The organism is Sulfitobacter sp. KMM 9851 (genome assembly GCF_057178245.1).
The window spans coordinates 2726549-2752393 of record NZ_CM169991.1 but is presented as its reverse complement, the minus strand read 5'-3'; the positions used below and the strand labels follow the sequence as shown (position 1 = coordinate 2752393).

The window sequence follows — 25845 nt, the reverse complement described above, 5'->3', positions numbered from 1 at the left end:
ATTATTTTGACGTAATTGACCGCACGTTAGCGCAGCTTTTACAAAAAAGCTACAGGCAGGAAGGGCTTAACTCAGGTGACGACGCGCAACTGTTGCCGTGGGGCCGCGGTGCCTTGTTCCAACGCATCATAGGGGTCTTCGGGGGCCAGCATCATATCCACGACCTGACGCAGCAACTGGCGGCGCCCGCGTGCGGCATAAAAACCGCCGGGAATTTGCGACGTTTCAAGCAGATAGCGGCGGTAGTCCTTGTAGGCGCGGTTATCGGGACGGCTCGCCGCGGCGAAAAATTCGGCCAGTGGTTGGTCGGATACAAATTCGGGCTGGGCATAGACCGCGCGGCCAAACACCTTAAGCGGAATTCCGCGCCACAGCACTTGCTGACCTGCGGTTGAATTCACTGTCACGGCGGTCCGTGTGTCATTGAGAAGCTGGGCCAGTTTGCCACCGCGCACGAAATGCACACGGTCAGACACGCCGTAGTGCCGCGCCAGGCGTTTCACGTCGCGGCGCACCGGCACGCGGCCATCCTCGAGCGGGTGCGCCTTGATCACCAGATGATGATGCTGCGGTGCGCCCTTGGCGAACCCGTCAATCACCACTTCAAGAAAATCCGCCATCGTATCAAAGGGCGAATGCATCTGGAACGAGGCATCATGCTCCAGTTGCAGCAAGGCCAGATGATAGGGAAAACCCCCCATTCGGATGCGTAACGTCGCCAACAGCCGGTCTGCCGCCAGCACCGGCATCAACAGCAGACGTTTGAGGTACAGCCGAAATTCCGTGGTCACCGGCAGGCTGCGGTGCGGGCGGAAATTGCGGTAGTCGCCATTTCGGAACATCACGAACCAATGATAAAGCGCGCCGTAAAAAATATGGTGGCGCATGTCGCCCCAGTGACCGGGGGGCAGGGGGGCCTCCATGTCCGACCGCGCCAGCGCTGTCTGCATCTGTGCGATCGTCATGTCCATCAGGCGCGAATGTCCGTTTGATCCGCCGCGTTCATAGGTGACCCAATAGGGCCTCATATAGCCTTCTTCAAAGACATGAACGGTGATGCCACGGCGTTTCGCCTCGGCCACCGCCTGCGCGTGGATCGGGCGTGTATCGCCGTAAAGCACGATGTCGGTGACCTGTTTTTCGTCCAGTAGGCCCGCGAATGTCGACGGCCAGTCCGCGGCGTGACCCCGAAAGGGGATATAGCTGCGCGGATGAAACCAGAACGCACGGTCGCCCGCATTGAACCCGACGCGCCAGACATCCGCACCGGCAAGGCGCAGCATTTTTCCCAGACGGTTAAAGAACGGTCCATGCGGCCCCTGTAGGAACAGGAAGCTTCTGGTTTGGGGGGCGGCAGCGGTCATTGTGGTTCCTGTTGTAGTGCAGAACAGTCACAATTCACCACAGAATATAGGCGATAATGTGGCATGGCGGCCACTTGCCTGCATCTGATTGCGGGTTTACCACTGCATCGAAACACCAAAGGAGTGCGGCCTCATGTTCACCGGGATCATCACCGATATTGGCATTGTGACCAAGCTGGAGCAGGAAGGCGATCTGCGCGCGCGTATCCAGACAGGGTATGACACCAGCGGCATCGACATGGGCGCGTCAATTGCCAGTGATGGGGTTTGCCTGACGGTCGTGGGGCTGGGGGCGGACTGGTACGAGGTGCAGATCAGCGCCGAAACCGTCGAAAAGACCAACATCGGGCGCAATCGCTGGGCGGTGGGCCGACGGCTGAACCTTGAGCGCGCGCTCAAGGTGGGGGATGAACTGGGCGGGCATATCGTGTCTGGCCATGTCGACGGCGTGGCCGAGATCATCGCGATGCGGGACGAAGGCGACAGCACCCGCGTGACCCTACGTGCCCCGCTGGAATTGGCGCGTTTTATCGCGCAGAAGGGATCGGTGGCGCTGAACGGCACTTCCTTGACAGTCAACGAGGTAAATGACTGTGATTTCGGCATTAATTTCATTCCGCATACCAAAGAGGTCACAACTTGGGGTGATGCCAAGGTCGGCGATCCGGTGAACCTGGAGATTGACACGCTGGCCCGGTATGTCGCGCGCCTGGGTGAGATGTCATGAGCAATGCCGCCACTATTGCGGGCATCGGTCATAACCAAGGCCCCAACATGGAACGCGGCCATAAGTTTCGCAGTTTCCAGTGGCAACAGGCCCGCAAGGAGGCGATGCCAAACACCATCCCCCTGATGGTGGTCAAGATGCACGTCGCCCGCGCCCGCGCGCTGGGGCTGGACTATGCGACCTATGCGACGGTGCGCAAAGCCTCGGGGCGCGATATCATGGGTATATTGTTTTCATCCAACGCGCTGCGGGTGATGCGTGCAGATGCGCCGCAGATGCCGTTGGACCGGGCCGAGGCCGTTCAGGCGATTTCTGGTGCGAAGCGGCTGGCGCTGGTCCATGCCCCGCTGGCTGCGGGGGCGGTGGCGGCGGCGAACCCGGTGCTGGACATGGCCGCCCCAGCGCCCAAATTTACCCAAACTTGGGCCGAGATGCGCGATCATCTGGGCGGGGTGATCACCGGTCAGAAACTGCTGTCAGATCAGGTCTTGATCGTGGGCGACACGGCCCTGGAACGCGAATGGCACGGTGCGGCGCGTGCTGCGGGCTATGTCGATGCCGCGCGGTATTTTGCCCCCTGACGCGATGGTGTCTTGCGCGGGCGCTGCGGCGCATGATTTTACCTGGCAAGACGAAGCTGCATGGTGCGAGTGCCGGCTCTGGTAAACGGGGGCGCGGCGCGGTATGTGCCGGGCAAGCGATAGATAGGGCGTGCGATGCAATTTGAAAAACCCGGACCGGTCGAAACAGGGCTCAGCAAAGCCATTTCCCCGATTGAGGATATCATCGAAGATGCGCGGCAGGGCCGCATGTTCATTCTGGTCGACCACGAGGACCGCGAGAACGAAGGCGATCTGGTGATACCGGCACAGTTTGCCGATGCCGCCGCAATCAATTTCATGGCAACCCACGGACGCGGGCTGATCTGTCTGCCGATGACCGCTGATCGGGTCGATCATCTGGGCCTGCCGATGATGGCGGTCAATAATTCGTCGCGGCACGAAACCGCCTTTACCGTCAGCATCGAGGCCCGCGAGGGGGTCAGCACCGGGATTTCTGCCGCTGATCGCGCGCTGACCGTGGCGGTGGCGATTTCCGAACAGGCCGGACAGGCGGATATTGCCACGCCGGGCCATGTGTTTCCGCTGCGCGCGCGCGATGGCGGCGTGCTGGTACGCGCGGGCCATACCGAGGCGGCGGTGGATATTTCGCGCCTTGCCGGGTTGCACCCTTCGGGCGTGATCTGCGAGATCATGAAAGACGACGGCGAGATGGCGCGCCTGCCGGATCTGGTCGAATTTGCCGCCCACCACGGCCTGAAAATAGGGACCATCAGCGACTTGATCACCTACCGGCACAAGCACGACAACCTGCTGGTGGAACGTGACACCCGCACCGTGACATCGGCCTATGGCGGGGACTGGCGGATGCGGGTGTTTGCCGACCAGATCAGCGGCACCGATCACGTCGTGCTGACCAAGGGCGATATTTCGACACCCGCGCCGGTCCTGATCCGTACCCATGCTATCAATGCGCTGGAGGATATCCTTGGCCTTGGCCCCAGCCCGGCTGACGAATTGCCCCGCGCGATGCAGATCATCGCGGACGAGGGGCGCGGCGCGGTTGTTTTGTTCCGCGATCCCTATCCCCGTCTGCGGCTGGATGCAGAAGACGACGATGCCCCCCGCACCGTGAAACGCACCGGTCTTGGTGCGCAGATTCTGTCGTCGATGGGGCTGCACAAACTGGTGCTGCTGACTGACAACCCTGATACGCGCTATCTTGGTCTTGATGCCTATGCGCTGGAAATCGTGGGCACCCGGCCCATCACGACGGAGTAACCCATGGCTGCCTCTGAATCCCATACCATCCTGCCGCGCCCAACGTTTGACGCCCCGGTAAAGGTGCTGATCGTGGTCTCGCCCTATTATTCCGACATCGCAGGCGGGTTGCTGAAAGGCGCCAAGGCCGAACTTGAGGCCGCAGGTGCCGCCTATGACGTTGTTGAAATGCCCGGCGCGCTGGAAATCCCCACTGCCATCGGCATTTCCGACCGGCGCAGCAGCTTTGACGGTTATGTGGCGCTGGGATGTGTGATCCGGGGCGAAACCACGCATTACGAGACTGTTTGCAACGACAGCAGTCGCGCGCTGCAATTGCTCGGTCTACAGGGGCTGTGCATCGGCAACGGCATTCTGACGGTCGAAAACCGCCAGCAGGCCGAGGTGCGCGCCGACCCGGACGGCCAGAACAAAGGCGGCGGAGCGGCGGCTGCGGCCTTGCATCTGATCGCACTCGCCCGTAAGTGGGGCCGCCAGAGCAAGGGCATCGGGTTCAAGCCATTCGGGCAGGACACTTTGATGGCCGGCGATACAGACGGATCTGACATCACATGACCACCAGCGGGCTTTCGGGCAACCAGAAACGCAAGATGAAATCGGCTTCGCGGCTTTATGCCGTTCAGGCGCTGTTCCAGATGGAACATTCGTCGCAGACGGTCGACAAGGTGCGGCACGAATTCATCGACCACCGCTTTGGCGCTGTCTATGACGGTGAGGAAATGCAGGAAGGTGATGTGGATCACTTCTCGCATGTGTTGGAAACGGCCGTGAACTATCAGGCGCCGATTGACCAAATGGCAGATCGCGCCATCGTCGCCAAATGGGCGATTGCGCGCATCGACCCGACACTGCGGGCCTTGTTCCGCGCCGCCGGAGCCGAATTTCGCGACACGGACACGCCGCCGCGCGTGGTGATTAACGAATATGTCGAAGTGGCGCGCGCCTTCTTTCCCGAAGGCCGCGAGTCGAGCTTTGTGAACGCAGTGCTGGATCACATGGCCCGCGAGGCGCGCCCAGAGGCGTTTTAGGCCCCCGCCGACGATAGTGGCGTCACCGGTGCAACGTATCGGGGGAAAGTGACGGGAACCACCTCTGCCGTTGCTGTTTTATATTCCCGAGGACCTGTATGTACAGGTGGGCGCCGGATAACCGAACCAGAGCTCGAACAGAGCCAGCTCCCTCGGATTTGCTTAAGGCCACTGGAATGTAACGTTCACGAACAGCGCAGAACCCGTCCATCCCTAGGTAGGGCGAGACGGGCCCTGCGGCAAGGGGTCAGTTCAGGTCTTTGTGCAGATGGTCGCGCATTTGGTCCAGGTGGGTCTCCCAGCCTTTGTCGAGCGCAAGTGTTAGGCCAAACGCCGCCTGGCCTTCGGGCAGCCCCTCGTGCACCAGCGACAGGCGTGTGCCACCCGGCACCTCGTCAAGCGACCATTTAACCGTGCTGACAGCGCCGTCCATCGGTTTGATGGTAAAGGTGTATTCCAGATATTCCGGCGCGCGCGCCACGCGGACGTGGCCCCAACACAGCTGATCGCCGCTGTCGGTACCATAAAGGGCCAGGTCGCAGCCTTCCTTCAGAGGGGATTTGGGGGCATGAAACCAGATCTTGATCTTGTCGGGTTGGGTCAGAAACGCCCAGACAGTTTCGCGGCTTGCTTGTAAGTAGATGGTCTTGCGCAGAGTATTGGCGGTCATGGTGTTTCCTTTTCGATGGCTGTTTTGAGGGCGTCGAGGCGGTCGTCCCAGAAGCTGTCGAAATATTCGAACCAGCCCCGCACCGGGGCAAAACCGTTTGGGTTGATACGGTTGATCTTTTCACGGCCCCGCGCCTCAACGGTAATCAATCCGCCGTCGCTGAGCATCGTCAGATGCTTTTTCACCGCCGCGCGGGTCATGTCGAAACGGCCCGCAACATCAGCGATGGTCATGTCCTGCTGGTTGAGCAGTTTCAGAATGTCGCGCCGTGTCGGATCGGCCAGCGCGCGAAAAGTAAGCTGTGTAAGATCGGGCATTGTAAGACCTTTGAGATACCTTTTGGTACCCCATTAAATAGATACCAAAAGGTATCATGTCAAGCCTTGAAGTATGAACCGCCTGGTTTCAACGGGGGCGGCCCACCTGTTACTCGCTGTCGATAAACCCGTAGCGCCGCAATTCCTCCGGCAGCAGCACGTAAATCTCATCCGGTGGTGTCACCAGCGCGTGCTGCATCACCAGCGGGTCAATCCCCATCTTATCGAGGTAGGTCATAACCGCCCCCTGGCCGCGCTGAATATCCTCCACCGCGACAAAGGCGGGCAGGATCGTGCTTTCCCCGAAATAATGCTGATGCACGCCCACCGATGCGCTGTCCGGTACCGTGCGCGTCACCCCGGCGGCCAGCAGATAGGGGCAGGCGGAATAGCATATGTCGCCCTCCCGCAGCGCCGTTGTCATCCCGGCGCCGCGCAGGTGACGGCCCAGATCCAGCGCATCCTGCACCGATCCGCCGGGCGAATTGATCAAGACCTGCTCGGGCTGCGGCTCAAGCGCCTGCAACTGCTTTGTGACCCGTTCCGCATCGCCCGCCATGATCGCGCCTTCCAGCAATGCCGCCTTGCCACCTGAAACCGGGGTCAGAACCAAGCGGTCGGGCAGGGGAGTTTCGGGCATCGGTTGGCCGGGGTTGGGCGCACGGTTGGGGCGAAACCGGCGTGTCTGGTCGCCGGGGCGGATCGGCTCGGTCAGCTCCGGAGCACGCGGGCCAAATCCGGGCAGGCGCAGCCCCTCTCCCAGATCGCCCCAGAACAGCAGTACCGCAAGACCCAGTTGAAAAATCAGCACCCCCATCAGGATGCGGCCCACAACCGGGGCGCGGGGCTTGTCAGTGGGGGCGCTGTCGCTCATGTGCTTTTAATCGGCGTGACCTGCGCCGCAGTGTCCGGCTTGGCCTGAACCGGGTGCTGCTGCCGTGCCGGGTTGTCGTGCATCGCCTCATCCACGTCGCGGATTGCCGCCAGCGCGGCGCGCAGTTCCGCCAGCGTCAGTGTGTCCTCAACCGCAGCACCCTCGCGGCCCGACCGGATTGCACCCTGGGTGATGGCAAGGATCAGCACCAGCACGGCGGGCAACAGATCAATCGCAATGGCACCGGCCCATGACGGTACAAAATTTCGGGCATAAAGGATCACCGCATCGGCGCTGGAAATCGGCGTATAGGTGGTGTCGGTTGCAGGGGCCATGGACTGCACATCCTGCGCCGCCCGTTCGAGCGTGGCCGCGCGCTGCGCCAGAACTTCCAGCACGGACGTGATCGTCGCCCCCTGCGCGCCGCGCTGCTCGGCGTTGCTGCCGTCAAGCTCGGGCAGGACAACCGACGCCGCAAGATCCTGCGCTGCCCGCTCCACCAGCGGTGCCACCGACAATTGCCGCAGTCGGGTGATCAGCCCCGCAAGACGCACCGCCTGTTCAGAGAACTCAACCGACCGCGCCTCGACCGGGCCCGGCTCCACCGTCAACGCGCGCATCCGGCTGAGGATTTGGTTACCCTCGGTAAAGGCGTCGTTGACCAGTGGCGTCTGTGTCGCGATCTGTGCCTCCAGCCCGGACAGCTCTGCCGATTTCTGCCGCAGCACGCGAAACACTGCGCCGCGTCCGGCAAGGCCCGACAGGCTGCCTGCGGCCTCCTGTTCGCTCAGGTCCTCAAAACTCTGCCGCACCCGCGCCACATCACGCTCCAGCCCCTGTGCCGACAGCGCGATCTCGTGGCTGCGTTCCAGCGACACCTGATAATCCTGCACGGTCTTGGCCAGATGCTGCTCTACCGCTGCCGACCCGGCAAGCGCCGCGGCGTTCAGCCAACTGGACATCGCGATGATCGCCAGCGATCCCAGTCCCATCGCGCCCAGCAGTCCCATGCGCGCGCGCGTGGTGCGCACAGCCGGGAACAACCGCAGAAGGTAGGACCAGAATACAAAGATGGCGACAGACACTGCCACAGAATAGGCAATCGCGGCAAAGGCCGACATCGCGCCATTGTCATCCAGCAGGGACGACACCCCCAGATAGGTGTAGATGCCAGATGCCACCGCCAACACCCCCAGCGCCGTACCGGAAAAGGTATCAAGCCAGGTCAGATGGCCTTCGAGTTCGCGCGCATAGCGCACCCCGCGCGCCTGCGCTTCGGTCATCGGTTCACGGTTTGCCATCGGATTCCCTTTTCCTCACCCGGCTTCAAGATAGGGGGAAGCCGCGTAATTACCACCATAGGCGGGCGGCCTCTTGTCAATGTTCATGAAATGTTCATATTTATCGCCATGACCCATACCGACCTTCTCCAATTTCAACCGGGCCAACTGCTCGCGCGCGGGGTGATGCGCCATCTTGCCAGCCACGGTTTTGCCTGCGTCGAAGAACTGGTGCCGACGCGCGGTCTGCGGGTCGACGTCATGGCGCTGGGGCCCAAAGGCGAAGTCTGGGTGGTGGAATGCAAGTCATCGCGCGCCGATTACATGTCGGATGCAAAATGGCGCGGTTACTTGGAATGGGCGGATCGGTTCTTTTGGGCCGTGGACGAGGATTTTCCGCTCGACCTGTTGCCTGACGACAGCGGGTTGATCATCGGGGATGCCTACGGGGCAGAGATCATTCGCATGGGCGAGGAATCCAAACTCGCTGCGGCACGTCGCAAGGTGATGGTCCAGAAATTCGCCCGCCACGCCGCCGCGCGCCTGCACCGCCTGCGCGACCCCGACATGTATATCGGCTGGTCCTGACGTCCCTTATTTTTCGTGCCGGATAAACATCCGGGTGTGCGCGGCGCGATTGAGACTATCCGCCTTTTTACGCAGCGTCAGCGTTTGCCTAGCGCTTGTTGCCACCACCGCCACTGCGCGCACGGTGCGCGGCGGCCATAATTTCCTCTGCGATCTCAACCGCCTCGTCAGGCGTGAAATCCATCGGCAGTTCCACACCGCCGCCTTCCACGAAAAGCCGCACCATGCCCTTGTCGGTTGGCCCGATTTGCAAGTTTGCTTCGATGTCGCGCTCGGTGTCGATGCCCATGGGGGTTCTCCGCTGTGATGGGCTGTATCGCTAGCGCGGCACGCCTTGAAAGGCAAGCAGGCTTCGGCACATGTTGGACCATGGATGACATAGAGATTCGCAAATTTACCGCCCAGGACCGCGACTGGCTCATTGAGCAGCACGAGGTTCACTATGCCCGTGCCGAAGGCTTTGATCATAGCTTTGGCACATTGGTGGCGCAGATCGTTGACGACTTTCTCGCAGACCACGATGCCACGCGCGAGGCAGGGTGGATTGCCTGGGATGGCGATCAGCGGCTCGGGTCGATCTTTTGCGTGGCACTGGACGACACCACCGCCAAACTGCGCCTCTTCATGCTGGTGCCAGAGGCCCGTGGAAAAGGGCTGGGACGGCGGCTGTTGGACAGTTGCATGGGATTCGCCCGCGATGCTGGATTTCAGGCCATGCAACTGTGGACCCACGAATCCCACGCTGCCGCAGGCGCGCTTTATGCCCGCAATGGCTGGACACTGACCAACAGCAGGCCGGTTGTGTCCTTTGGCAAACCGAATATCGAACAGACCTGGTTTATCCAATTGTAGCTGACGAAAACTTTGCCGTCTTGGCTCTTGCAATCTGCGCGCGTGGGCGCTAAATCCGCCCCAGTGCCGCCTTAGCTCAGTTGGTTAGAGCGCCTGATTGTGGATCAGGAGGTCCCTGGTTCGAGACCAGGAGGTGGTACCACCCCCCCTTTTTTACGCCAGCTTCATGACGATACACGTGGTTGTGCCTGTGGCATAAAGCTTGCCATCGGTCACACCCCTGATCTCGCCATGCGCAACACCGGTAGACCGACCAACGTGATCTGTCACGCCTACACAATCAATCTGGGTGCCCAAGGGGATGCCACGCAGGATGTTTATCTTGAATTCCAACGTCGTATAGACCGATCCGCGCGGGATCATAGTCATCACCGCACAGGCCATCGCAGAATCGAGCAACGTGCCGTACCAGCCGCCATGCACCGTGCCGAGCGGGTTGGTCATGTTGAACTCCGGCGTGCCGCGAAAGGTGACCTTGCCCGCCTCCACTGCGTGCAGGGCGTACCCCATGGTCTCGCCAATCGGCGGGCCGGGATTGGTGCCATCCAGAATCGCCTGCATGAATTCCAGCCCCGACAGCTTGAGCGCCTCGGCCTGGGACAGCAGGTCATCGGGGGTTTGGGCAATACGGGGCATAAAAAATCTCCGGCAATTGAATTGCCGGAGATGTTAAGCACAAGCGCAGGCGCGGCAAGCGGATAGGCGAAATATTACGCTACGTCCGCCAATGCGACCTGCGGTGTAACGCCCAAGGCACGGCAAACGTTGCGCGTCAGCTCGGCCCGGTTCAGCGTGTAGAAATGAAGCGCATCAACACCTTCGTCGATTAACTCGCTGCACAGCTCGGTGCACAGGGCCGTTGCCAGCAGATCGTGGCGATCATCCCGGATCGCCGCGTCAAAGGCCTGATCGACCCAATCAGGGACCACAGCGCCACATCGGGTGGCGAAGTTGCGCGCAGACTTCCAGTTAACGACTGGCATGATGCCCGGTGTGATCGGTTTGTCGATACCGGCCTTTGCGCAGGCATCGCGGAACCGCAGAAATGTGTCGGCTTCAAAGAAGAACTGCGTCAGCGCCTCGTCCGCGCCCGCGTCAAACTTTCGCTTCAGCCAATCAATATTGGCCTGTTGGTTGCCGGCGTCGGGGTGCGGATCGGGGTAGGCGCCGACGCGGATGGTGAACTTTCCAGTCTTGGCCAGAGCCTCGATCAATTCACAGCTGTCGGCAAATCCATCGGGGTGGGCTTCAAATTTGTCCGTGCCCGCTTGGGGATCACCCCGCAGCGCCACGATATCGCGCACCCCTGCATCGGCGAACTTGTGGGCAACGTCCATCGTCTCGGCGCGGGTAGCGCCCACGCAGGTCAGATGCCCTGCGACGGGCAGGCCCGAGGTGCGGTGCAGCACATGGGCCGAATCATGGGTCAGGTCGCGGGTTGTACCGCCTGCGCCGTAGGTGACAGAGAAAAAGCGCGGGGCCAGCGGGGCGAGTGCCTGCGCGGTATCCCACAGCTTGAACGCCGCATCGACCGATCGCGGCGGAAAGACTTCGAAGGAAACGGCAGGGGCGGTCATTGGGTGATCCTTTTGTCGAGTTTCGTCTCTTGTTTCACATCCAGCGGTGTGAGACAAATTCATAACTTTCATCTTGAACATGAGGAACACCTCATATGCACATTGAGTTCCGTCATCTGCGCACAATTCAGGCCATCCACGAGGCAGGCGGGCTTGCGCGTGCGGCCGAGCAGATGAACATTACCCAATCCGCCCTGAGCCATCAGGTAAAGGGGTTGGAAGATCAGGCAGGGGTCGAATTATTCGTGCGCCGGTCCAAACCGCTCAAACTGTCGCCCGCCGGGCAGCGGCTGTTAAAGCTGGCGCAACAGGTCTTGCCGCAGGTGCAGGCGCTTCAGGACGAATTTACCGGCCTGCGCGCAGGCAGCACGGGGCGCATGCACATCGCCATCGAATGTCATGCCTGTTTTGAATGGCTTTTCCCAGTGCTGGAACAGTTCCGCCGCAAATGGCCTGACGTCGATGTCGACATCCGCCCCGGCCTTGCCTTTGACGCACTGCCCGCGCTGCTGCGCGAGGAGGTCGATCTGGTGGTCTCGTCGGACCCCGAAGAGCTGCCCGGTGTCGAATTTGTCGAACTGTTTGATTACAATCCGGTTTTTGTGGCGGCCTCCACGCACCCGCTGGCCGCAAAACCCTATGTCGACGCGGCGGATTTTCGCGGCGAGACCCTAATCACCTATCCGGTCGACCGTTCGCGGCTTGATATCTTTAGCCAGCTTCTGATCCCGGCCAAAGTCGAACCCGCCGCCATCCGGCAGGTTGAACTGACGGCGGTGATCCTGCTGCTGGTCGCGTCCAACCGTGGGGTGTCGGTGCTGCCCGATTGGGTGGTGCGCGAGGTGAAATACTCCTCTGACTACGTCACGCGCCCGCTAACGGCACAGGGCATCACCCGGCGGCTATACGCTGCGGTGCGCAGTGACGATCTGGGCAAGCCATTCATGGACCAATTGCTGCTGCTGGCAGGCCAAGAGGCGCGCAAATTGCAATCGGTTTGAGTTTGATTATTGCAAACGCCGTGCGTCGATCACGCAAAGCACGATTTCACCACCATTGTCGCCCAGTGACGCATCACTGTCATTTATCCGAAATTCGATGAACTGGGTTGGATTAGGCATCTCGATCGCACCTTCAAACCCTTCCAGTGGCAAAACGCGACCCGCGCCATCCCAGCGCATCAGCAGAGCGCCAAAGGGGTAATCTGCGTCATATTTATACTGGTCATAGGGGCGCAGCGCGGTGGCATCCGCGCCGGTGTGGCCTGACGCACCCACAGTCGAATAATGCGCCGCGTCCACGCTCCATCCGTGGTGCGGGCCCGTCCCAACTTTTTGCTGTAACTCGCGGTTTTCCGACCCAAAGATTAGAACGGCCGCGTTGTGCATGTTGTCCGTGTTCACAGATTGCCAGCCCGAACGTGCATCAATGTGATAACAGGTAAAATTCGGAAACGCGGGAATGCCGGGTTCCATCACTCTTGCCGGTTCCGATGTCGCACTGGTTGCAAACAACATCAAGCAGGTGAACAGTGCGCGCGAATGGGACATGTGGTCGATCCGTCGTTGTAACTTTCCCGACCTTAACGCTATTCGACCATTTATCAAGAAACGTGCCATACCCTTTGCCCAGCAAAGCGGTCCAGCCCCTTGGCAATCACGCACCTTGGGTCTATACGCCGCATCTTATATTCACAAAGGTTCTCACAAATGGTTGGCAGTGCAAATCTCAACATCATGATCAAGGCAGCCCGCAGGGCTGGCCGCGCCTTGGTCAAGGACTTCCGCGAGGTTGAGAACCTGCAGGTGTCGGTCAAAGGTGCGGGCGATTTCGTCAGTCGCGCCGATATCGGTGCCGAAAAGATCATCAAAGAAGACCTGATGGGCGCGCGCCCCACCTATGGCTGGCTGGCCGAAGAGGGCGGCGAGGACGAGGGCCAGGACCCGACACGCCGCTGGATTGTCGATCCGCTCGATGGCACGACTAACTTCCTGCACGGCCTGCCGCATTGGTCTGTCTCCATCGCGTTGGAGCATAAGGGCCAGATTGTCGCGGGCGTGGTGTTTGACCCTGCCAAGGACGAAATGTTCTTTGCTGAAAAAGGCGCCGGTGCCTGGATGAACGACACGCGCTTGCGGGTTTCTGGACGTCACCGCTTGATCGAATCGATTTTCGCCACCGGTCTGCCGTTTGCCGGCCGCGCCGATCTGCCGGACACCCTCAAGGATTTGGGGCGTTTGCTGCCGGTCTGTGCTGGTGTGCGGCGCTGGGGCTCCGCCGCGCTGGATTTGTCCTACGTCGCCGCAGGTCGATATGATGGTTTCTGGGAACGGCGCTTGAATGCGTGGGACTTGGCTGCCGGCAGTTTGATCGTGAAAGAGGCCGGCGGTTTTGTCGAACCTCTGCGGATCGGGCGCGATATCCTGGCCGATGGCGAAATCATCTGCTCTAACGAGCCGATTTTTAACAGCTTTGCCAAAATCATCCGCGGCTGAGAATAGGCGCCAGTGTCCCCCCCACATGGGGCGGGCAGGCGACGACCCAGCGCGCCCGGCCTGATTGCTGGCCTGACTAAAGCTACTCAATCACTACGGTCTGGCGCAGTTTTCCGGAGATCTGGTCAAAGATCAGGATTTTATTGTCCTGCGTCACCACGGCATACCAGCCACGCCCTTGGGTAAACGCTTGGGCCTCGGTGCCATCGGGCAGGGTGATCGCCTGAGGCATATCTGGCCCCGCATCACGCAAACGGGTGACAAGCAGCAAGATCACCACTAGAACCCCGCCAATCATCACGACGGTCAACACCGTCACCAGCCGCCGCAGAAACCGCAGGTTTGCCGGTTCATCAGGATTGTCCATGTCGCACCGCCGTATCAATTTTATTTTCGCGGAAGACCCGCCATCGCGTCTTGATAAGGCGCTGGCGCGGGATGTGCCAGAGGACGCGAACCTGTCGCGCACCCGTCTGGGGCGCTTGATCGAAAACGGCGCAGTCATGATCGACGGTCAGGTTGTCCGCGACCCGCGCGCGCGGGTGTTGGAAGGGCAGTCGGGCGTGATCGAGGTCGAAGAGGCCGAAGACAGCCACATCCTGCCCGAGGCGATCCCGCTGGAGGTGGTTTTTGAGGATGACGATCTGATCGTGGTCAACAAACCTGTCGGGATGGTGGTGCATCCCGCACCCGGCACGCCTTCGGGCACTTTGGTCAACGCGCTGCTGGCCCATTGCGGTGATGATCTGTCTGGTGTTGGCGGTATGAAGCGCCCCGGCATCGTGCACCGGATCGACAAGGACACCACGGGTCTGCTGGTGGTGGCTAAATCTGATGCAGCACATCACGGTCTGGCCAAGCAATTCGAGAAACACACGGTCGAGCGGTACTATCAGGCGCTGGTTTACGGCGTGCCAGACGCCAACGACCCTCGCCTGCGGGGGATCAAAGGCGCATCATTTGACCCCGGCAATATCCTGCGGCTGACAACGCAACTTGCCCGTCACAAGACCGACAGGCAGCGTCAGGCGGTGCTGTTTCAGGGCGGTCGCCACGCCGTGACCCGCGCCCGCACTGTCGAAAGCTATGGCACCCCGCCGGTGCTGGCGCTGATGGAATGTTGGCTAGAGACCGGACGCACGCACCAGATCCGCGTGCATATGGCCCATGCCGGTCACGGGTTGGTCGGCGACACGACCTATGGCGGGCGGCGCAAACTTGCCAAGACGGCGATGCCCGAGATCGCCGCCGACGCCGTGCGCCTCTTCCCGCGTCAGGCGCTGCACGCTGCGGTTCTGGGTTTCGAACATCCGGTAAGCGGTGAAAACGTGCGTTTTGAGGCGCCTTTGCCCAAGGACATGTCAGATTTGCTGAACCTGCTGCGTCTGGGCGCCAATGCCGGCCCCCCCTGATCCGCAGATCACACCTTTGCGTGAGGACACGCAGCGGTTACCTTTTATTCACAGGTATTGTGCGATTATTAACAGACCACGGATCTACCTTTGACTTGAAAGCCCATTCCGGGGCCACCATATGGTATGTTAAGCACACTAACATAGACCCCGGAAACATGGGGGAAGGGACATGACATGGCGAATTATGCAAATCTGCCCGCACCGACACCCGAAGGCGGCCTGAACCGCTACATGCAGGAAATCCGCAAGTTCCCACTGCTGGAACCGGAAGAAGAATACATGCTGGCGAAACGCTGGGTCGAAGAACAGGACACCGAGGCGGCACACCGGATGGTGACGTCTCACCTGCGTTTGGCGGCCAAGATCGCGATGGGCTACCGCGGCTATGGCCTGCCCCAGGCCGAAGTTATTTCCGAAGCCAATGTGGGTTTGATGCAGGCGGTCAAACGCTTTGACCCTGAAAAGGGCTTCCGCCTTGCGACCTATGCGATGTGGTGGATCAGGGCCAGCATTCAGGAATACATCCTGCGGTCGTGGTCCTTGGTCAAGCTTGGCACGACCTCGGGCCAGAAGAAATTGTTCTTCAACCTGCGCAAGGCCAAGAACAAGATCGGCGCGCTCGAGGAAGGCGACCTGCGCCCCGAAAACGTGAAAACCATCGCGACCCAACTGGGCGTAACCGAAGCCGAAGTGATCTCGATGAACCGGCGGATGTCGGGCGGTGACGCGTCGCTGAACGCCACCGTCGGGTCCGAAGGTGAAGGCACGATGCAATGGCAGGACTGGCTGGAGGACGAAGACGCGGATCAGGCCGGCGATTATGCAGAGCGCGACGAGTTGGAAACCCGCCGCGAGATGCTGGCCGAGGCATTGGATGTGCTGAACGACCGGGAGAAAGACATCCTGACCCAGCGCCGCCTGTCGGATGAGACAGTGACGCTTGAGGATCTCTCGGGCCAGTACGACGTCAGCCGCGAACGCATCCGCCAGATCGAGGTGCGCGCCTTTGAAAAGCTGCAAAAGCGGATGCGTGATCTGGCCCGTGAAAAGGGAATGATGGCAAACGCCTGATGTTCCCCGACGAATGATGACGAATGACGACGAATGATAATGCCCCGTTCAGCCATGCTGGGCGGGGCATTTCTACTTGTAGCCATTGTTCCAAATTCAGAACCGGGCAGCGCCACTTCAGTGGGGTGGTTCGGCACCGCCCGGCTCATCCGGTGTCAGATTTTACCGCAACCGCGCGCGCAGCACCCGCAGCATGTTCTCGCCCATGACCTTGCGAATGTCGCCCTCGGCCATGCCCGCATCCATCAGCGCCTGTGTCAGTGCGGGCATCTCTGATGTGTCAAATGCCGTGGCTACCGATCCGTCAAAATCTGATCCCAGCGACACGTGGTCAACGCCCACGACCTCGACCGCTTTGACGATCATCTTGGCGATGCCTGCGGGGGTAATATCGCCGCAGGCGACCTCGTCCCAATAGCCCATACCGATCACCCCGCCGCTTGCTGCAATCTCACGCATCAGATCGTCGGGAAAGTTGCGCTTCACGTCACAATGCGCCCGCACGCCCGTGTGGCTGACCACCAGCGGAATATCCGTCATTGCCAGTACATCCCGCGCCACTTGCGGGCTGGAATGCGCAAGGTCCAGCACCATACCCCGCCCGGCAACCTCGGCCACCACAGCGCGGCCAAAGTCGGTCAGGCCGTGGTCGCCCTGGCCATGCAGTGAGCCACCCAGCGCGTTGTCAAAGAAATGCTGCAAGCCGATCACCCGGTGGCCTGCCGCCTCAAGCTTGTCGAGATTGGCAATCTCGCCTTCCAGCGGATGTCCGCCCTCAATACCCAGGATGCCGCCCACCACCTGCTTGCCTGCCTGCCGCTCGGCAATCAGGGCGTCAAGGTCGGCGCGGCTGCGAATGATGCGAAAGCTGTCGGGCAGGGCGGTTTCGACGCGGTGTAGCTTTTCCGCCTGATAAAGCGCGCGTTCCAGCAGGCTGTTCCAAGTGCGTAGCGGCCAAAGCTGACCGATGGCCAGCGCGGTGATGTTGTCAAACGCCTCGGCGGAGTTGCTGTCGTAATTCTGGCCTGCTGGCGATTTGGTGACGGCGGTAAAGACCTGCACCGTCACCCCGCCTTCGATCAGGCGGGGGACATCCACCTGCCCGTAACCGCCACGCTGCGATAGATCGCGGTCCCACAGCAGCGGGTCGGCGTGCCAGTCACCCACGATCATGTCAGCATGCAGCGCACGGGCGGCGTCGGTCACCGGGTAGGGGTCGTGCGGGGCGACCGCGTTGCGCGCCTTTTCGATATAGGCCGGGGCAAAGGCGAAAAAGCCGACCAACCCCAGCAGGATGACCACCAAAAGGCCGGTCAGAATGATCTTGAAAATACGCATGTAATAGGCTCCTGAAATGTCTGTTCTCACGCTAGCCCCGCCGCGCATGCGGATAAAGCGTGACGTGGCGCTTGGGCGTACTAATATCATTGACACCTGAGATGACGGAGGCATGACATGGCAGGCGGCTGGGCACGCGACGGTGCGGTGAGCGAACAGATCGAGGCATCCATATCGGATGAACTGGCGCGGATGAAGTCGCGCCGCGCACCGGTAGGCGAAAGCCTGACCCATTGCGCGGAATGCGAAGAGCCGATTCCAGAGGCGCGGCGCGCGGCCTTACCCGGCGTCAAACTGTGTATCGACTGTGTGCGGGAACGCGACGGTGCCGTGCAGGCGCGCGGCGGTATCAATCGGCGCGGGTCAAAGGACAGCCAACTGAAATAGCGCCCTTCACGCGTCCCAGTAAGGCGCGGTAAGTTTGTAAAGCGCGCCGGTTTCCCCAAACGTCAGCTCTGCGGTGCCACCCAGTTCGGCGGTGACCAACCGATTGATAAGCTGTGATCCAAATCCCGCCTTCTGCGCCGGCTGAACCACTGGCGGGCCACCTGCTTCGCGCCAGGACAGGTGAAACTGCGGCCCCTGAGGCGCCTTTTCGATCCGCCAAGTCAGATGCACCACGCCGCCGTCCTGCGACAGCGACCCGTACTTAATCGCATTTGTCATCAATTCAAACAGCGCCAGCGCCAGCATCGCCACGCTTTGCGGCGGCAGCTCGACCTTGGGCCCGTCAATGTGAAACCGTGTCTCTATCCCTGAATTCTGCGCCGTAAGCTTTGCCAGATCGCGTAGATCTGCGCTTTGCCAGCGGTTGGTCACAAGCAGATCATGCGCCTGCGACAGCGATTGCAGCCGTGCCATGAAACGCGCGGTATCATCCTTCGATTCAGGCGATCGAAACGTCTGGCGCGCGATCCCGCTGACCACGGCGAGGTTGTTTTTGACCCTATGGTTCAACTCTTGCAGCGCAATCTGCAACTGGCGCTCTGCCTGCACGCGCGGGGTGATATCGCGCATCAGCAGTGAATAATCGTTGTCACGACTGCCCGTTCCGGGATCAAAGATACGGGCCAGTGACACGGTCAGATGTAACCCCTCAGGGGTCTCGGCATCGAAATAATGCGGCTTGTCCGAGGCGGTCAGCTGCTGCAAATTTGGCGTCAACCAGTCGTCGGCGGTGGTCAGGGCGATCAGTTCAGTGATCGGCGCACATTTGGCACTCTGGTCATCAAATCCGAACATCTGCGCCGCACTGGCATTCCAGTGTTTGACATGCCCCGCCGCATCAATCCTGAAAATCGCCACTTGAGCGGATCGGACAATTGCGGCCAGCTCTTCGGCGTTCTTGCGCGCCTCGCGCAGGTTGCCTTCGTACATCGACCGTTCGGTTGCATCAAAGATGGTAAAGACAAACCGGCTGTCGTCCCCGGTGTCCGCAGGATGGGTGGCGGCATTCAGCAAGATCGGCACCGGATCACCCGTTTCGCCCTTGAGGCGACACAGGATTTCACGTGCATAGCCCTGCAACAGCAGCATCGGCAGAATATGAGTTTCGAAGTAGACCCGCCCCGGCACGTCCAGCAGCTTGGCCATACGCAGGCCTATCAGTTCCTCCTGCGAGCGGCCCGCCCAGATGGCAAAGCGCTTGTTGCAATAGGTGATGTTTGCATTGCGATCGGTAACGACAACGCCGTTTTGGGCTTCTTCGATCAATAACTGTGCATCGGTCGTCGAAATTGCTTTTTTGTCAGTCACCTTACGCGGTGCCTGCGCCAAGATAGTTGCGGATCTCAGCGATAACAGTGTCCGGCGTCGTCATATGAGGGCAATGCCCGACGGCGTCGATCTCGGCCAAGACAGCGCCAGGAATGGCTTGCTGCATCCATTTGCCCACGGAAACAGGCGCGATGGCGTCGTCGCTGCACTGGATGATCAAGGTCGGCGTGGTGACGCCCTTCATATCCGCGCGGCGGTCGGACATGAACGTGGTGCGGCCGAAATGGCGGGCAATCTCGGGGTCGGTGCGGCAAAAGCTTTGTGTCAGCATCTGCGCGGCGGCGCCGTCCGCCTGCTGCCCTGCGATTGTCGGGGCCAGTTGTTCGGCCCAGCCCAGATAGTTTTCCTGCATAAAATCGACGATGGGTTGCAGATCGTCGCGATCAAAACCGCCCTGATATTCGCCATCGTTCAAAAAACACGGCGACGGCGATACCATCACCAGCCGGTCAAACCGGTCCGGATCAGCCTTGGCCGCCAATGCAGCGGTGATCCCGCTGACAGAATGGCCCACCACGATCGGGCGGTCCAGCTCTAGCGCGTCGCAGATCCGGGTAAGATCGCGGCCGTGTTCAACAAGATCGCCGTAGGCGCCAAAGTCATACGCCGAAAGGTCGGATTGCCCGGCCCCGGTCAGATCATACAGCACCAGAGTGTAGTCGCGCTCAAACGCGGGGGCCACGTATTTCCACATCGACTGGTCGCAGCCAAAGCCATGGGCAAAAACCATCGCTTTGGCACCAGAGCCGATCACCGTGACGTTGTTTCGCTCAAGCACAGACATGCAAACCCCCAATGTTCCCCACCGACGAGGGTATATTATGGGTTATTCCATTGCCTCAAGTTCGTCAATAAAGCCCGAAATCATGCTGAGCCCCTTGTCCCAGAACGCCGGATCGCTGGCGTCCAGCCCGAAGGGCGCCAACAATTCCTTGTGGTGCTTCGAGCCACCAGCCTTGAGCATGTCGAAATATTTGTCCTCGAACCCCGGCTCGCCCTCGGCGTAAACGGCATAAAGCGCGTTCACCAACCCATCGCCGAACGCATAGGCATAGACGTAAAACGGTGAATGCACGAAATGCGGGACATAGGCCCAGAAGGTCTCATAGCCGTCCATGAACTCAAAGGCTGGCCCAAGGCTCTCGGCTTGGACGGACATCCACAACGCGTTGATGTCATCGGGGGTCAACTCGCCGCTGCGGCGGGCGTCATGCAGCTTGCATTCGAAATCGTAGAACGCGATCTGCCGCACGACAGTGTTGATCATGTCCTCTACCTTACCCGCCAGCAGCACCTTGCGCTGCGCTTGGGTTTTGGCCCCGTCCAGCATCTTGCGGAAGGTCAGCATTTCGCCAAACACGCTGGCGGTTTCGGCCAATGTCAGCGGGGTCGACGACAGCATTTCACCCTGATCCGCCGCCAACACCTGATGCACGCCGTGGCCCAACTCATGCGCCAGCGTCATCACGTCACGCGGTTTGCCAAGGTAGTTCAGCATCACATAGGGGTGTACGTCCGTTACCGTGGGATGCGCAAAAGCACCGGGTGCCTTGCCCGGCTTCACTGCCGCATCAATCCAACCCTTTGAAAAGAATGGCTTTGCCAACTCGCCCATTCGTGGGTCAAAGGCGGTGTAGGCGTCCATCACCGTCTTTTCGGCCTGCGCCCAGTCGACGATCTTGGGGTCTTCCATCGGCAGGGGCGCGTTGCGGTCCCAGACTTGCATGACATCCAGCCCAAGCCATTTGCGCTTCAGCTCGTAATACCGATGGCTAAGTTTGGGGTAGGCGTTCACCACGGCATTGCGCAGCGCCTCGACCACCTCAGGTTCCACATGGTTTGACAGGTGCCGCCCGGTCTGCGCGGTTTCCATGCCGCGCCAGCGGTCGATCACCTCTTTTTCTTTGGTCTGGGTGTTATGCACCCGCGAAAACGTCTTGATATTGGCGCCCAGCACCTCCGCCAACTCACGCGCACCGGCCTCACGCTTGTCACGGTCAGGGTCTGTCAGCAGGTTCAGCGTACCCTCGATGCCCATCTGCTCGCCGTCGACTTCAAATTCGAGACCCGCAATGGTTTCATCGAACATCCGCTCCCAGGCATCTCCGACAACGCCCAAATCGTGCAGGAATTTCTCCATCTCGTCAGACAGTTGGTAAGGCTTCATCGCACGGATGCGGTCGAACACCGGTTTGTAGCGCGCCAGATCGGGGTTCTGATCCAGCAGACCCGACAGGTGATCATCCTCCAGCCGGTTCAGTTCCAGCGTGAAGAACACCAGCGGCGTGGTAAAGTTGGTGATCTTTTCCTGGCAGTCCGACATGAATTTGGCGCGGCCCGAATCGGTGGTCAGCTGGTAATACCGCAGTCCCGCAAACGACATGATGCGTCCTGCGATCTGATTGATCTTTTCATTGCGCAGCACGCAATTCAGCAGTTCCGCCGCGTCGATATCAGCCAGTTTGCCTTCGTAATCGCGCGCAAAGCTGGCACAGGCTTCTTCCAACCAGTCGAGATCGCGCTTTAACTCTTGCGCATCCTCGCTGCTGTACAGATCGCTCAGATCCCATTCCGGCAGATCGCCCAGATTTTTGCCCCCGGACGTGGCGTTGGCATCGCAGAGCGGGAAGGGAAGCTGAAACATCGGTAAACCTCATTTGCGTTTTGCAATATCTATGCGTCCCGGGCGGCAGGGACAACCACGCCTTACCCATAGATACGCAGCATTTCTTTTAGATCGTCTAACGTATTGGCCTCTTGCAGCGGTTTATCCTTGCGCCAGCGCAGCATCCTGGGAAACCGCAGGGCGACGCCGGATTTGTGCCGTGGGCTGGCCTGGATGCCCTCAAAGGCAATTTCGAACACATGGTGGGCGGTGACCTGACGCACCGGGCCAAAGCGTTGCAACGTGTTTTTACGCACCCAAGCGGTGATGGACCGGAATTCAGCATCTGTCAGACCCGAATAGGCCTTGGTAAAGGGCACCAGATCATTCCCGTTCCACACAGCAAAGGTGAAATCGGTGAACAGGTTGGCGCGCCGCCCGGACCCCGATTGTGCATAGATCATCACGGCGTCGATGGTCAGCGGGTCCAGCTTCCATTTCCACCAGTCGCCTTTCTTGCGGCCAGCAAGATAGGGGCTGTCAGCGCGTTTCAGCATCAGCCCCTCGGCCTGTGCCTCGCGCGCCGTATCGCGCAGAACAGCCAGATCAGGCCACGTATCAAACGCGTGCTGCGGCGACAGCCGGATCGGCGCGTCCGCAGGCAGATCGGCGCAGGCGGCCTCCAGCAGGGCGCGGCGCCTGGCAAAGGGCAGGTCGCGGATGTCCTCGCCCTGCCATTCCAACAGGTCATAGGCGTGCAGGATCACTGGCGCCTCGGCCAACAGTTTCTTCGGTACCGTCTTGCGCCCGATGCGCGACTGTAACGCGTTGAACGATGACGGATGATCCGCCCCGGGTTTCCAGACCAGCAACTCGCCGTCCAGCACAGTGCCGGGCGGCAGGTGATCGGCGGCGCGGGCCAGTTCGGGAAAACGGTCGGTCATCAGCTCTTCGCCGCGCGACCAGACGAAATAATCGCCGTCGCGCAGGATAAGCTGACCCCGGATGCCATCCCATTTCCATTCTGCCCGCCAGTCGCCGGGATCACCCAGCGCCTCGGGCGTGTCGTCCAACCCATGGGCAAGGTAAAACGGGTAGGGCCGCGACGCGTCCGCGCTGGCGTCCGCCGCCTCGATCAAGCTGTGCCATGTCACATCGTCGGGGTGCCAGTTTCCCATCAACCGATGCGCCAGTTCCGGTTCCGGTTTGCCCGTGGCGCGCGACAGGGCGCGGGTCATTAGTTTCTGGCTGACACCCACACGAAACCCGCCAGTGATCAGCTTGTTGAACAGGAACCGTTCGGTGCCGCCCAACTGCTGCCACGCGGTCAGCACAAATGCCTTGCGCTGCGCCTCATCCACATCAGCAAGGCCGCGCAAGGCATTGATCCAATGGGTCAATGTCTGATCGTCTTGCGTGCTGTTCAGCGGCAACACCAGCGCAATTGTTTCGGCCAGGTCACCGACGATGGCATAGCTTTCCTCAAACAGCCACAGCGGCACGCCTGATGCCTCTGCTGCCCATTCACGCAGCCGCGTCGTGGTCACCGCCCGCTTGGGCCTGCGCCCCGAAAACAGCGCCACGGTCCACAGTTTGTCGGTTTCGGTGGCAGTTTCGAAATAGTCAGCCAAAGCCGCGACCTTCACCGTTGTCTTGGTCGACTGATCAATCGCATTAAACAGGGCGGCAAAGCGTTTCATCCGCTGTCCCCGCTGTCAGGCGCTTCGCCCTCGAACTGGGTCGGCACCACCTGTGCATTCCAACCCTGGTCGTTCAAGTATCGCGTGAAGACATCGGTGTAACCATGCGTTACATATATGTTTTCCGCCTCGGTCTGTTCGATCGCCCAAAGCAACCCGGCCCAGTCGGCATGGTCCGAGATAACAAACCCACGATCCCCCGCGCGCCGCCTGCGTACCCCGCGCAGCGCCATCCAACCCGAGGCAAAGGCGCTCTCTTGCGGCCCGAACCGCCGCGCCCACTGGCTCCCCAGCGCCGAGGGCGGTGCCAACACCAGCGCGCCGGGATGGTCCTTGGGGGAAAGATCGGGCGTCACTGGCGTGGTATCGGGCAGGGTGATGCCCTGACCGCGCAGCACAGCATTGGTGTTTTCGACCGCCGTATGGGTCAAGATTGGCCCTATTTCGGGGTCCAGCATGTGCAGCAGCCGCTGCGCCTTGCCCAGCGAATAGGCGCCCAGAAACGCCGTCTTGCCGGCCGCGGCACAGGCGCGCCACCAGGCGTTCAGATCAGCGGCGACCTCAGCCTGATCGGCCCAGCGAAAGATCGGTAATCCAAAGGTGCTTTCAGTGATGAAATGGTGGCATTTGACGGGCTCAAACGGCGTCGACATCCCGTCGTCGATCACCTTGTAATCGCCAGAGGCGACAAAAACCTCGCCGCCCACCTCGACCCGGATCTGCGCCGACCCCGGCACATGGCCCGCCGGATGAAACGACACCCGCGCGCCGCCGATCTGGCGCGCCTCACCATAGGCAATCCCTTCGGCGTCGATATCGCCCAACCGGTGTCGCATCACCGGCAGCGCCGCGTCTGTCGCCAGATAACTACCCATTCCGTCACGGGCATGGTCCGCATGCCCATGTGTAATCAGCGCCCGTGACACCGGGCGCCAGGGGTCGATGTAAAAATCACCCGCCGGGCAATAAATGCCGTCTTCAGTAAAGGTCAGGATCGGCTCGCGTGTCATGGCGCCCAATGTAGGGGCCGATCGGCACTTGCACAGGGTGAATGGAAATTTAGCCGGGTTTCAGTGGCTGATTGTGCCCAGAAACAGTTTGGCAATGCCGTCAAAGACCGGTTTGCGCAGCTCTTCGGTCTCCATCAGAACCTCGTGTTCGCCGTCCGGAACGATTTCCAGCCGTCCCCCGCTCCAATGCTGCATTCGCGTGTGAATGCGTGGGGTGGCGACGATGCGTTCGTTGCTGCCAAGCCATGTCACACAAGGTACACTGGGCGCGGCGCGGCTGGCCAGATGCCGGGTTTCCGCCATCGCCTCGCGCAGCCAGACATAGCTCGGACCACCAAGGCTCAGTTCCGGATGCGCCTGCAACTGATCGCGCATCATGTCGTACATCTGCGCGTCGGTCGTCAGCATGTTGTCCTCAAAGGGTGCCGTCATCACATAGGGCTCAAGCTTGGTGCCGGGGGGCAGGCGGTGGCCTTGGCCGATCCGTGGCATGACCTGCGCCAGGGTCCAGGCAACCTGCCGCAGGTGCGGCGCGACATAGATGCCCCACATCGGCCCGGTAAAGGCGGCGGCCTGTACCGGCAACCCCTCCATCACCGCACGCAGACCAATGCAGCCGCCCATGGAGTGAGCCAGCAGGAAATAGGGGCGCGGCAGGTTCAGCGTGCGCGCGGCGCGCACCATGCTGGCGACGTCTTTTTGATAATCGCCAAAAGCATCGACATGGCCAATGCGCGGATCGTCCAGCATCCGGTCGGCCAGTCCCTGACCGCGCCAGTCGATCGCCATGGTGCCCAGCCCGCGTTGCGCAAGCTCCGCGGCACAGGGGCCATATTTTTCAATGTATTCAGTGCGTCCGGGGAACAGCAGCACGGTGCCGCGTGCCCCCTTTAGCGGCCAGTGACCCAGCCTGATCCGCGTGCCATCCGATGTCGTGGCCCAATGCGCCACGCCGCCCTCTGGTCCGGGGGCGATATCGGTAAAAAGCGGGGCCGGGTCCAACTGCATCAGGACAAGGCTGCGGCCAGCTTCATCGCCATGCCCATGTCGCCATCAATCTTGAGTTTGCCGGTCATGAAGGCCGATGTCGGGTTGGTGTCGCCTGACAGGATGGATTGAAACGTGTCGGCGGCAGCGCTGAGCGTCACATCGGCCTCTTCGTCACCCGCGCGCGCACCGTTTGCATCCATCATCACCGCGCCTTCGCCCTCGATGTCGAACTTGGCAGTGCCGCCAAAGTCGCTGCCTGCCAGTTTTTCGTTCAGTACAACAACCGCTTCGTTCACAATATCGCTCATCTCACGCCCTTTTTTGGCA

30 protein-coding genes, 1 tRNA gene and 1 other RNA gene are annotated in these 25845 nt (G+C 60.7%); 13 read left to right on the top strand and 19 right to left on the bottom strand.

Annotated features, from left to right (window positions below; genetic code table 11):
• Window positions 1-71 precede the first annotated feature (71 nt).
• Window positions 72-1364, bottom strand: coding sequence for a capsule biosynthesis protein (locus tag AC1965_RS13610; RefSeq protein WP_483884392.1), 1293 nt, complete (start codon window positions 1362-1364; stop codon window positions 72-74).
• Between the two features lie 133 nt (window positions 1365-1497).
• On the opposite strand from AC1965_RS13610, the gene AC1965_RS13605 reads away from it, so the two are divergent.
• The 5 genes from AC1965_RS13605 (at window position 1498) to nusB (ending at window position 4960) form a co-directional block, all read left to right on the top strand.
• Window positions 1498-2091 carry a riboflavin synthase gene (locus tag AC1965_RS13605; protein ID WP_483884391.1) on the top strand — a complete coding sequence of 198 codons (594 nt, stop codon included), beginning with the start codon at window positions 1498-1500 and terminating at the stop codon, window positions 2089-2091.
• Window positions 2088-2672 carry a hypothetical protein gene (locus AC1965_RS13600; RefSeq protein WP_483884390.1) on the top strand — a complete coding sequence of 195 codons (585 nt, stop codon included), beginning with the start codon at window positions 2088-2090 and terminating at the stop codon, window positions 2670-2672. The genes AC1965_RS13605 and AC1965_RS13600 overlap by 4 nt, the downstream gene beginning before the upstream one ends.
• A gap of 135 nt (window positions 2673-2807) precedes the next feature.
• Entirely contained in the window at window positions 2808-3932 is a 1125-nt protein-coding gene (gene ribB, locus AC1965_RS13595; RefSeq protein WP_483884389.1) for a 3,4-dihydroxy-2-butanone-4-phosphate synthase, read from the top strand.
• 3 nt (window positions 3933-3935) lie between these two features.
• Window positions 3936-4487 (top strand): 6,7-dimethyl-8-ribityllumazine synthase, encoded by a 552-nt coding sequence (locus AC1965_RS13590; protein WP_483884388.1) that lies wholly within the window; start codon window positions 3936-3938, stop codon window positions 4485-4487.
• Window positions 4484-4960 carry a transcription antitermination factor NusB gene (nusB, locus tag AC1965_RS13585; RefSeq protein WP_483884387.1) on the top strand — a complete coding sequence of 159 codons (477 nt, stop codon included), beginning with the start codon at window positions 4484-4486 and terminating at the stop codon, window positions 4958-4960. The genes AC1965_RS13590 and nusB overlap by 4 nt, the downstream gene beginning before the upstream one ends.
• Window positions 4961-5011: 51 nt before the next feature.
• Here the strand turns inward: nusB and ssrS are convergent.
• The 5 genes from ssrS to AC1965_RS13560 all read right to left on the bottom strand — a co-directional run bounded on the left by ssrS (window position 5012) and on the right by AC1965_RS13560 (window position 8122).
• Window positions 5012-5166, bottom strand: a non-coding RNA gene (gene ssrS, locus AC1965_RS13580) — 6S RNA.
• Between the two features lie 41 nt (window positions 5167-5207).
• On the bottom strand, window positions 5208-5630 hold the full coding sequence (locus tag AC1965_RS13575) for an SRPBCC family protein (protein ID WP_483884386.1): 423 nt from the start codon (window positions 5628-5630) through the stop codon (window positions 5208-5210).
• Window positions 5627-5947, bottom strand: coding sequence for an ArsR/SmtB family transcription factor (locus AC1965_RS13570; RefSeq protein ID WP_483884385.1), 321 nt, complete (start codon window positions 5945-5947; stop codon window positions 5627-5629). The genes AC1965_RS13575 and AC1965_RS13570 overlap by 4 nt, the downstream gene beginning before the upstream one ends.
• A gap of 109 nt (window positions 5948-6056) precedes the next feature.
• Window positions 6057-6821, bottom strand: a complete 765-nt coding sequence (locus AC1965_RS13565) for a COG3904 family protein (protein ID WP_483884384.1) — start codon at window positions 6819-6821, stop codon at window positions 6057-6059.
• A complete protein-coding gene (locus AC1965_RS13560) occupies window positions 6818-8122 on the bottom strand; it encodes a hypothetical protein (protein WP_483884383.1) in 1305 nt (434 codons plus the stop codon). The genes AC1965_RS13565 and AC1965_RS13560 overlap by 4 nt, the downstream gene beginning before the upstream one ends.
• Before the next feature lie 108 nt (window positions 8123-8230).
• Between AC1965_RS13560 and AC1965_RS13555 the strand changes: the two genes are divergently transcribed.
• Window positions 8231-8689 (top strand): MmcB family DNA repair protein, encoded by a 459-nt coding sequence (locus AC1965_RS13555; protein ID WP_483884382.1) that lies wholly within the window; start codon window positions 8231-8233, stop codon window positions 8687-8689.
• A gap of 88 nt (window positions 8690-8777) precedes the next feature.
• Here AC1965_RS13555 and AC1965_RS13550 read toward each other — a convergent pair whose 3' ends face one another.
• Window positions 8778-8978 (bottom strand): DUF6324 family protein, encoded by a 201-nt coding sequence (locus AC1965_RS13550; RefSeq protein ID WP_483884381.1) that lies wholly within the window; start codon window positions 8976-8978, stop codon window positions 8778-8780.
• 80 nt (window positions 8979-9058) lie between these two features.
• Between AC1965_RS13550 and AC1965_RS13545 the strand changes: the two genes are divergently transcribed.
• Both AC1965_RS13545 and AC1965_RS13540 read left to right on the top strand, forming a co-directional pair.
• The gene (locus AC1965_RS13545) at window positions 9059-9541 is read left to right on the top strand and encodes a GNAT family N-acetyltransferase (protein WP_483884380.1); all 483 of its coding nucleotides are present in this window, start codon (window positions 9059-9061) and stop codon (window positions 9539-9541) included.
• Between the two features lie 65 nt (window positions 9542-9606).
• Window positions 9607-9683, top strand: a tRNA-His gene (locus AC1965_RS13540).
• 11 nt (window positions 9684-9694) lie between these two features.
• Here AC1965_RS13540 and AC1965_RS13535 read toward each other — a convergent pair.
• The gene (locus tag AC1965_RS13535; RefSeq protein WP_483884379.1) at window positions 9695-10177 is read right to left on the bottom strand and encodes a PaaI family thioesterase; all 483 of its coding nucleotides are present in this window, start codon (window positions 10175-10177) and stop codon (window positions 9695-9697) included.
• Between the two features lie 74 nt (window positions 10178-10251).
• Window positions 10252-11118, bottom strand: a complete 867-nt coding sequence (gene metF, locus AC1965_RS13530) for a methylenetetrahydrofolate reductase [NAD(P)H] (RefSeq protein ID WP_483884378.1) — start codon at window positions 11116-11118, stop codon at window positions 10252-10254.
• A 95-nt stretch (window positions 11119-11213) separates the two neighbouring features.
• On the opposite strand from metF, the gene AC1965_RS13525 reads away from it, so the two are divergent.
• Window positions 11214-12119, top strand: a complete 906-nt coding sequence (locus tag AC1965_RS13525) for a LysR family transcriptional regulator (RefSeq protein ID WP_483884377.1) — start codon at window positions 11214-11216, stop codon at window positions 12117-12119.
• A gap of 6 nt (window positions 12120-12125) precedes the next feature.
• Here AC1965_RS13525 and AC1965_RS13520 read toward each other — a convergent pair whose 3' ends face one another.
• Window positions 12126-12593 (bottom strand): hypothetical protein, encoded by a 468-nt coding sequence (locus AC1965_RS13520; RefSeq protein WP_483884376.1) that lies wholly within the window; start codon window positions 12591-12593, stop codon window positions 12126-12128.
• 234 nt (window positions 12594-12827) lie between these two features.
• Between AC1965_RS13520 and AC1965_RS13515 the strand changes: the two genes are divergently transcribed.
• Window positions 12828-13613: an inositol monophosphatase family protein gene (locus AC1965_RS13515; RefSeq protein ID WP_483884375.1), complete on the top strand. Its 786-nt coding sequence runs from the start codon at window positions 12828-12830 to the stop codon at window positions 13611-13613.
• 82 nt (window positions 13614-13695) lie between these two features.
• Here AC1965_RS13515 and AC1965_RS13510 read toward each other — a convergent pair whose 3' ends face one another.
• On the bottom strand, window positions 13696-13980 hold the full coding sequence (locus AC1965_RS13510; RefSeq protein WP_483884374.1) for a DUF6476 family protein: 285 nt from the start codon (window positions 13978-13980) through the stop codon (window positions 13696-13698).
• Here AC1965_RS13510 and AC1965_RS13505 point away from each other — a divergent pair.
• Window positions 13979-15025: an RluA family pseudouridine synthase gene (locus tag AC1965_RS13505; RefSeq protein WP_483884373.1), complete on the top strand. Its 1047-nt coding sequence runs from the start codon at window positions 13979-13981 to the stop codon at window positions 15023-15025. The two genes, AC1965_RS13510 and AC1965_RS13505, sit on opposite strands and share 2 nt — an antisense overlap.
• Before the next feature lie 177 nt (window positions 15026-15202).
• Window positions 15203-16099, top strand: coding sequence for an RNA polymerase sigma factor RpoH (gene rpoH / locus AC1965_RS13500; RefSeq protein ID WP_483884372.1), 897 nt, complete (start codon window positions 15203-15205; stop codon window positions 16097-16099).
• 162 nt (window positions 16100-16261) lie between these two features.
• Here the strand turns inward: rpoH and AC1965_RS13495 are convergent, their stop codons facing one another.
• A complete protein-coding gene (locus AC1965_RS13495) occupies window positions 16262-17437 on the bottom strand; it encodes a dipeptidase (protein ID WP_483884371.1) in 1176 nt (391 codons plus the stop codon).
• A gap of 117 nt (window positions 17438-17554) precedes the next feature.
• On the opposite strand from AC1965_RS13495, the gene AC1965_RS13490 reads away from it, so the two are divergent.
• Window positions 17555-17824: a DksA/TraR family C4-type zinc finger protein gene (locus tag AC1965_RS13490; RefSeq protein WP_483884370.1), complete on the top strand. Its 270-nt coding sequence runs from the start codon at window positions 17555-17557 to the stop codon at window positions 17822-17824.
• Window positions 17825-17830: 6 nt separating this feature from the next.
• Here AC1965_RS13490 and AC1965_RS13485 read toward each other — a convergent pair whose 3' ends face one another.
• The 7 genes from AC1965_RS13485 to AC1965_RS13455 all read right to left on the bottom strand — a co-directional run bounded on the left by AC1965_RS13485 (window position 17831) and on the right by AC1965_RS13455 (window position 25826).
• A complete protein-coding gene (locus AC1965_RS13485; protein ID WP_483884369.1) occupies window positions 17831-19192 on the bottom strand; it encodes an HWE histidine kinase domain-containing protein in 1362 nt (453 codons plus the stop codon).
• Window position 19193: 1 nt separating this feature from the next.
• Complete coding sequence (locus AC1965_RS13480) at window positions 19194-19997, bottom strand: alpha/beta fold hydrolase (protein ID WP_483884368.1); 804 nt, start codon at window positions 19995-19997, stop codon at window positions 19194-19196.
• Window positions 19998-20039: 42 nt separating this feature from the next.
• The gene (locus AC1965_RS13475; protein WP_483884367.1) at window positions 20040-21857 is read right to left on the bottom strand and encodes a M3 family oligoendopeptidase; all 1818 of its coding nucleotides are present in this window, start codon (window positions 21855-21857) and stop codon (window positions 20040-20042) included.
• Window positions 21858-21919: 62 nt separating this feature from the next.
• On the bottom strand, window positions 21920-23518 hold the full coding sequence (locus AC1965_RS13470) for an ATP-dependent DNA ligase (protein WP_483884366.1): 1599 nt from the start codon (window positions 23516-23518) through the stop codon (window positions 21920-21922).
• Window positions 23515-24528, bottom strand: coding sequence for a ligase-associated DNA damage response exonuclease (locus AC1965_RS13465; RefSeq protein WP_483884365.1), 1014 nt, complete (start codon window positions 24526-24528; stop codon window positions 23515-23517). Before AC1965_RS13465 ends, AC1965_RS13470 begins: the two co-directional genes overlap by 4 nt.
• 60 nt (window positions 24529-24588) lie before the next feature.
• Window positions 24589-25536, bottom strand: a complete 948-nt coding sequence (locus AC1965_RS13460; protein ID WP_483884364.1) for an alpha/beta fold hydrolase — start codon at window positions 25534-25536, stop codon at window positions 24589-24591.
• The gene (locus AC1965_RS13455) at window positions 25536-25826 is read right to left on the bottom strand and encodes an SCP2 sterol-binding domain-containing protein (RefSeq protein WP_483884363.1); all 291 of its coding nucleotides are present in this window, start codon (window positions 25824-25826) and stop codon (window positions 25536-25538) included. Before AC1965_RS13455 ends, AC1965_RS13460 begins: the two co-directional genes overlap by 1 nt.
• Window positions 25827-25845: the final 19 nt, after the last annotated feature.

Bases quoted from the DNA above. Each gene is read 5' to 3' on its own strand.
- AC1965_RS13555 (WP_483884382.1), top strand. From the start codon at position 8,231: ATGACCCATACCGACCTTCTCCAATTTCAACCGGGCCAACTGCTCGCG.
- AC1965_RS13480 (WP_483884368.1), bottom strand. From the start codon at position 19,997: ATGTCTGTGCTTGAGCGAAACAACGTCACGGTGATCGGCTCTGGTGCC.
- AC1965_RS13600 (WP_483884390.1), top strand. From the start codon at position 2,088: ATGAGCAATGCCGCCACTATTGCGGGCATCGGTCATAACCAAGGCCCC.
- AC1965_RS13520 (WP_483884376.1), bottom strand. From the start codon at position 12,593: ATGGAACCCGGCATTCCCGCGTTTCCGAATTTTACCTGTTATCACATT.
- metF (WP_483884378.1), bottom strand. From the start codon at position 11,118: ATGACCGCCCCTGCCGTTTCCTTCGAAGTCTTTCCGCCGCGATCGGTC.
- AC1965_RS13560 (WP_483884383.1), bottom strand. From the start codon at position 8,122: ATGGCAAACCGTGAACCGATGACCGAAGCGCAGGCGCGCGGGGTGCGC.
- nusB (WP_483884387.1), top strand. From the start codon at position 4,484: ATGACCACCAGCGGGCTTTCGGGCAACCAGAAACGCAAGATGAAATCG.
- AC1965_RS13495 (WP_483884371.1), bottom strand. From the start codon at position 17,437: ATGCGTATTTTCAAGATCATTCTGACCGGCCTTTTGGTGGTCATCCTG.
- rpoH (WP_483884372.1), top strand. From the start codon at position 15,203: ATGGCGAATTATGCAAATCTGCCCGCACCGACACCCGAAGGCGGCCTG.
- AC1965_RS13465 (WP_483884365.1), bottom strand. From the start codon at position 24,528: ATGACACGCGAGCCGATCCTGACCTTTACTGAAGACGGCATTTATTGC.
- AC1965_RS13575 (WP_483884386.1), bottom strand. From the start codon at position 5,630: ATGACCGCCAATACTCTGCGCAAGACCATCTACTTACAAGCAAGCCGC.
- AC1965_RS13525 (WP_483884377.1), top strand. From the start codon at position 11,214: ATGCACATTGAGTTCCGTCATCTGCGCACAATTCAGGCCATCCACGAG.
- AC1965_RS13565 (WP_483884384.1), bottom strand. From the start codon at position 6,821: ATGAGCGACAGCGCCCCCACTGACAAGCCCCGCGCCCCGGTTGTGGGC.
- AC1965_RS13515 (WP_483884375.1), top strand. From the start codon at position 12,828: ATGGTTGGCAGTGCAAATCTCAACATCATGATCAAGGCAGCCCGCAGG.
- AC1965_RS13475 (WP_483884367.1), bottom strand. From the start codon at position 21,857: ATGTTTCAGCTTCCCTTCCCGCTCTGCGATGCCAACGCCACGTCCGGG.
- AC1965_RS13605 (WP_483884391.1), top strand. From the start codon at position 1,498: ATGTTCACCGGGATCATCACCGATATTGGCATTGTGACCAAGCTGGAG.
- AC1965_RS13455 (WP_483884363.1), bottom strand. From the start codon at position 25,826: ATGAGCGATATTGTGAACGAAGCGGTTGTTGTACTGAACGAAAAACTG.
- AC1965_RS13535 (WP_483884379.1), bottom strand. From the start codon at position 10,177: ATGCCCCGTATTGCCCAAACCCCCGATGACCTGCTGTCCCAGGCCGAG.
- ribB (WP_483884389.1), top strand. From the start codon at position 2,808: ATGCAATTTGAAAAACCCGGACCGGTCGAAACAGGGCTCAGCAAAGCC.
- AC1965_RS13490 (WP_483884370.1), top strand. From the start codon at position 17,555: ATGGCAGGCGGCTGGGCACGCGACGGTGCGGTGAGCGAACAGATCGAG.
- AC1965_RS13545 (WP_483884380.1), top strand. From the start codon at position 9,059: ATGGATGACATAGAGATTCGCAAATTTACCGCCCAGGACCGCGACTGG.
- AC1965_RS13460 (WP_483884364.1), bottom strand. From the start codon at position 25,536: ATGCAGTTGGACCCGGCCCCGCTTTTTACCGATATCGCCCCCGGACCA.
- AC1965_RS13470 (WP_483884366.1), bottom strand. From the start codon at position 23,518: ATGAAACGCTTTGCCGCCCTGTTTAATGCGATTGATCAGTCGACCAAG.
- AC1965_RS13610 (WP_483884392.1), bottom strand. From the start codon at position 1,364: ATGACCGCTGCCGCCCCCCAAACCAGAAGCTTCCTGTTCCTACAGGGG.
- AC1965_RS13550 (WP_483884381.1), bottom strand. From the start codon at position 8,978: ATGGGCATCGACACCGAGCGCGACATCGAAGCAAACTTGCAAATCGGG.
- AC1965_RS13570 (WP_483884385.1), bottom strand. From the start codon at position 5,947: ATGCCCGATCTTACACAGCTTACTTTTCGCGCGCTGGCCGATCCGACA.
- AC1965_RS13505 (WP_483884373.1), top strand. From the start codon at position 13,979: ATGTCGCACCGCCGTATCAATTTTATTTTCGCGGAAGACCCGCCATCG.
- AC1965_RS13590 (WP_483884388.1), top strand. From the start codon at position 3,936: ATGGCTGCCTCTGAATCCCATACCATCCTGCCGCGCCCAACGTTTGAC.
- AC1965_RS13510 (WP_483884374.1), bottom strand. From the start codon at position 13,980: ATGGACAATCCTGATGAACCGGCAAACCTGCGGTTTCTGCGGCGGCTG.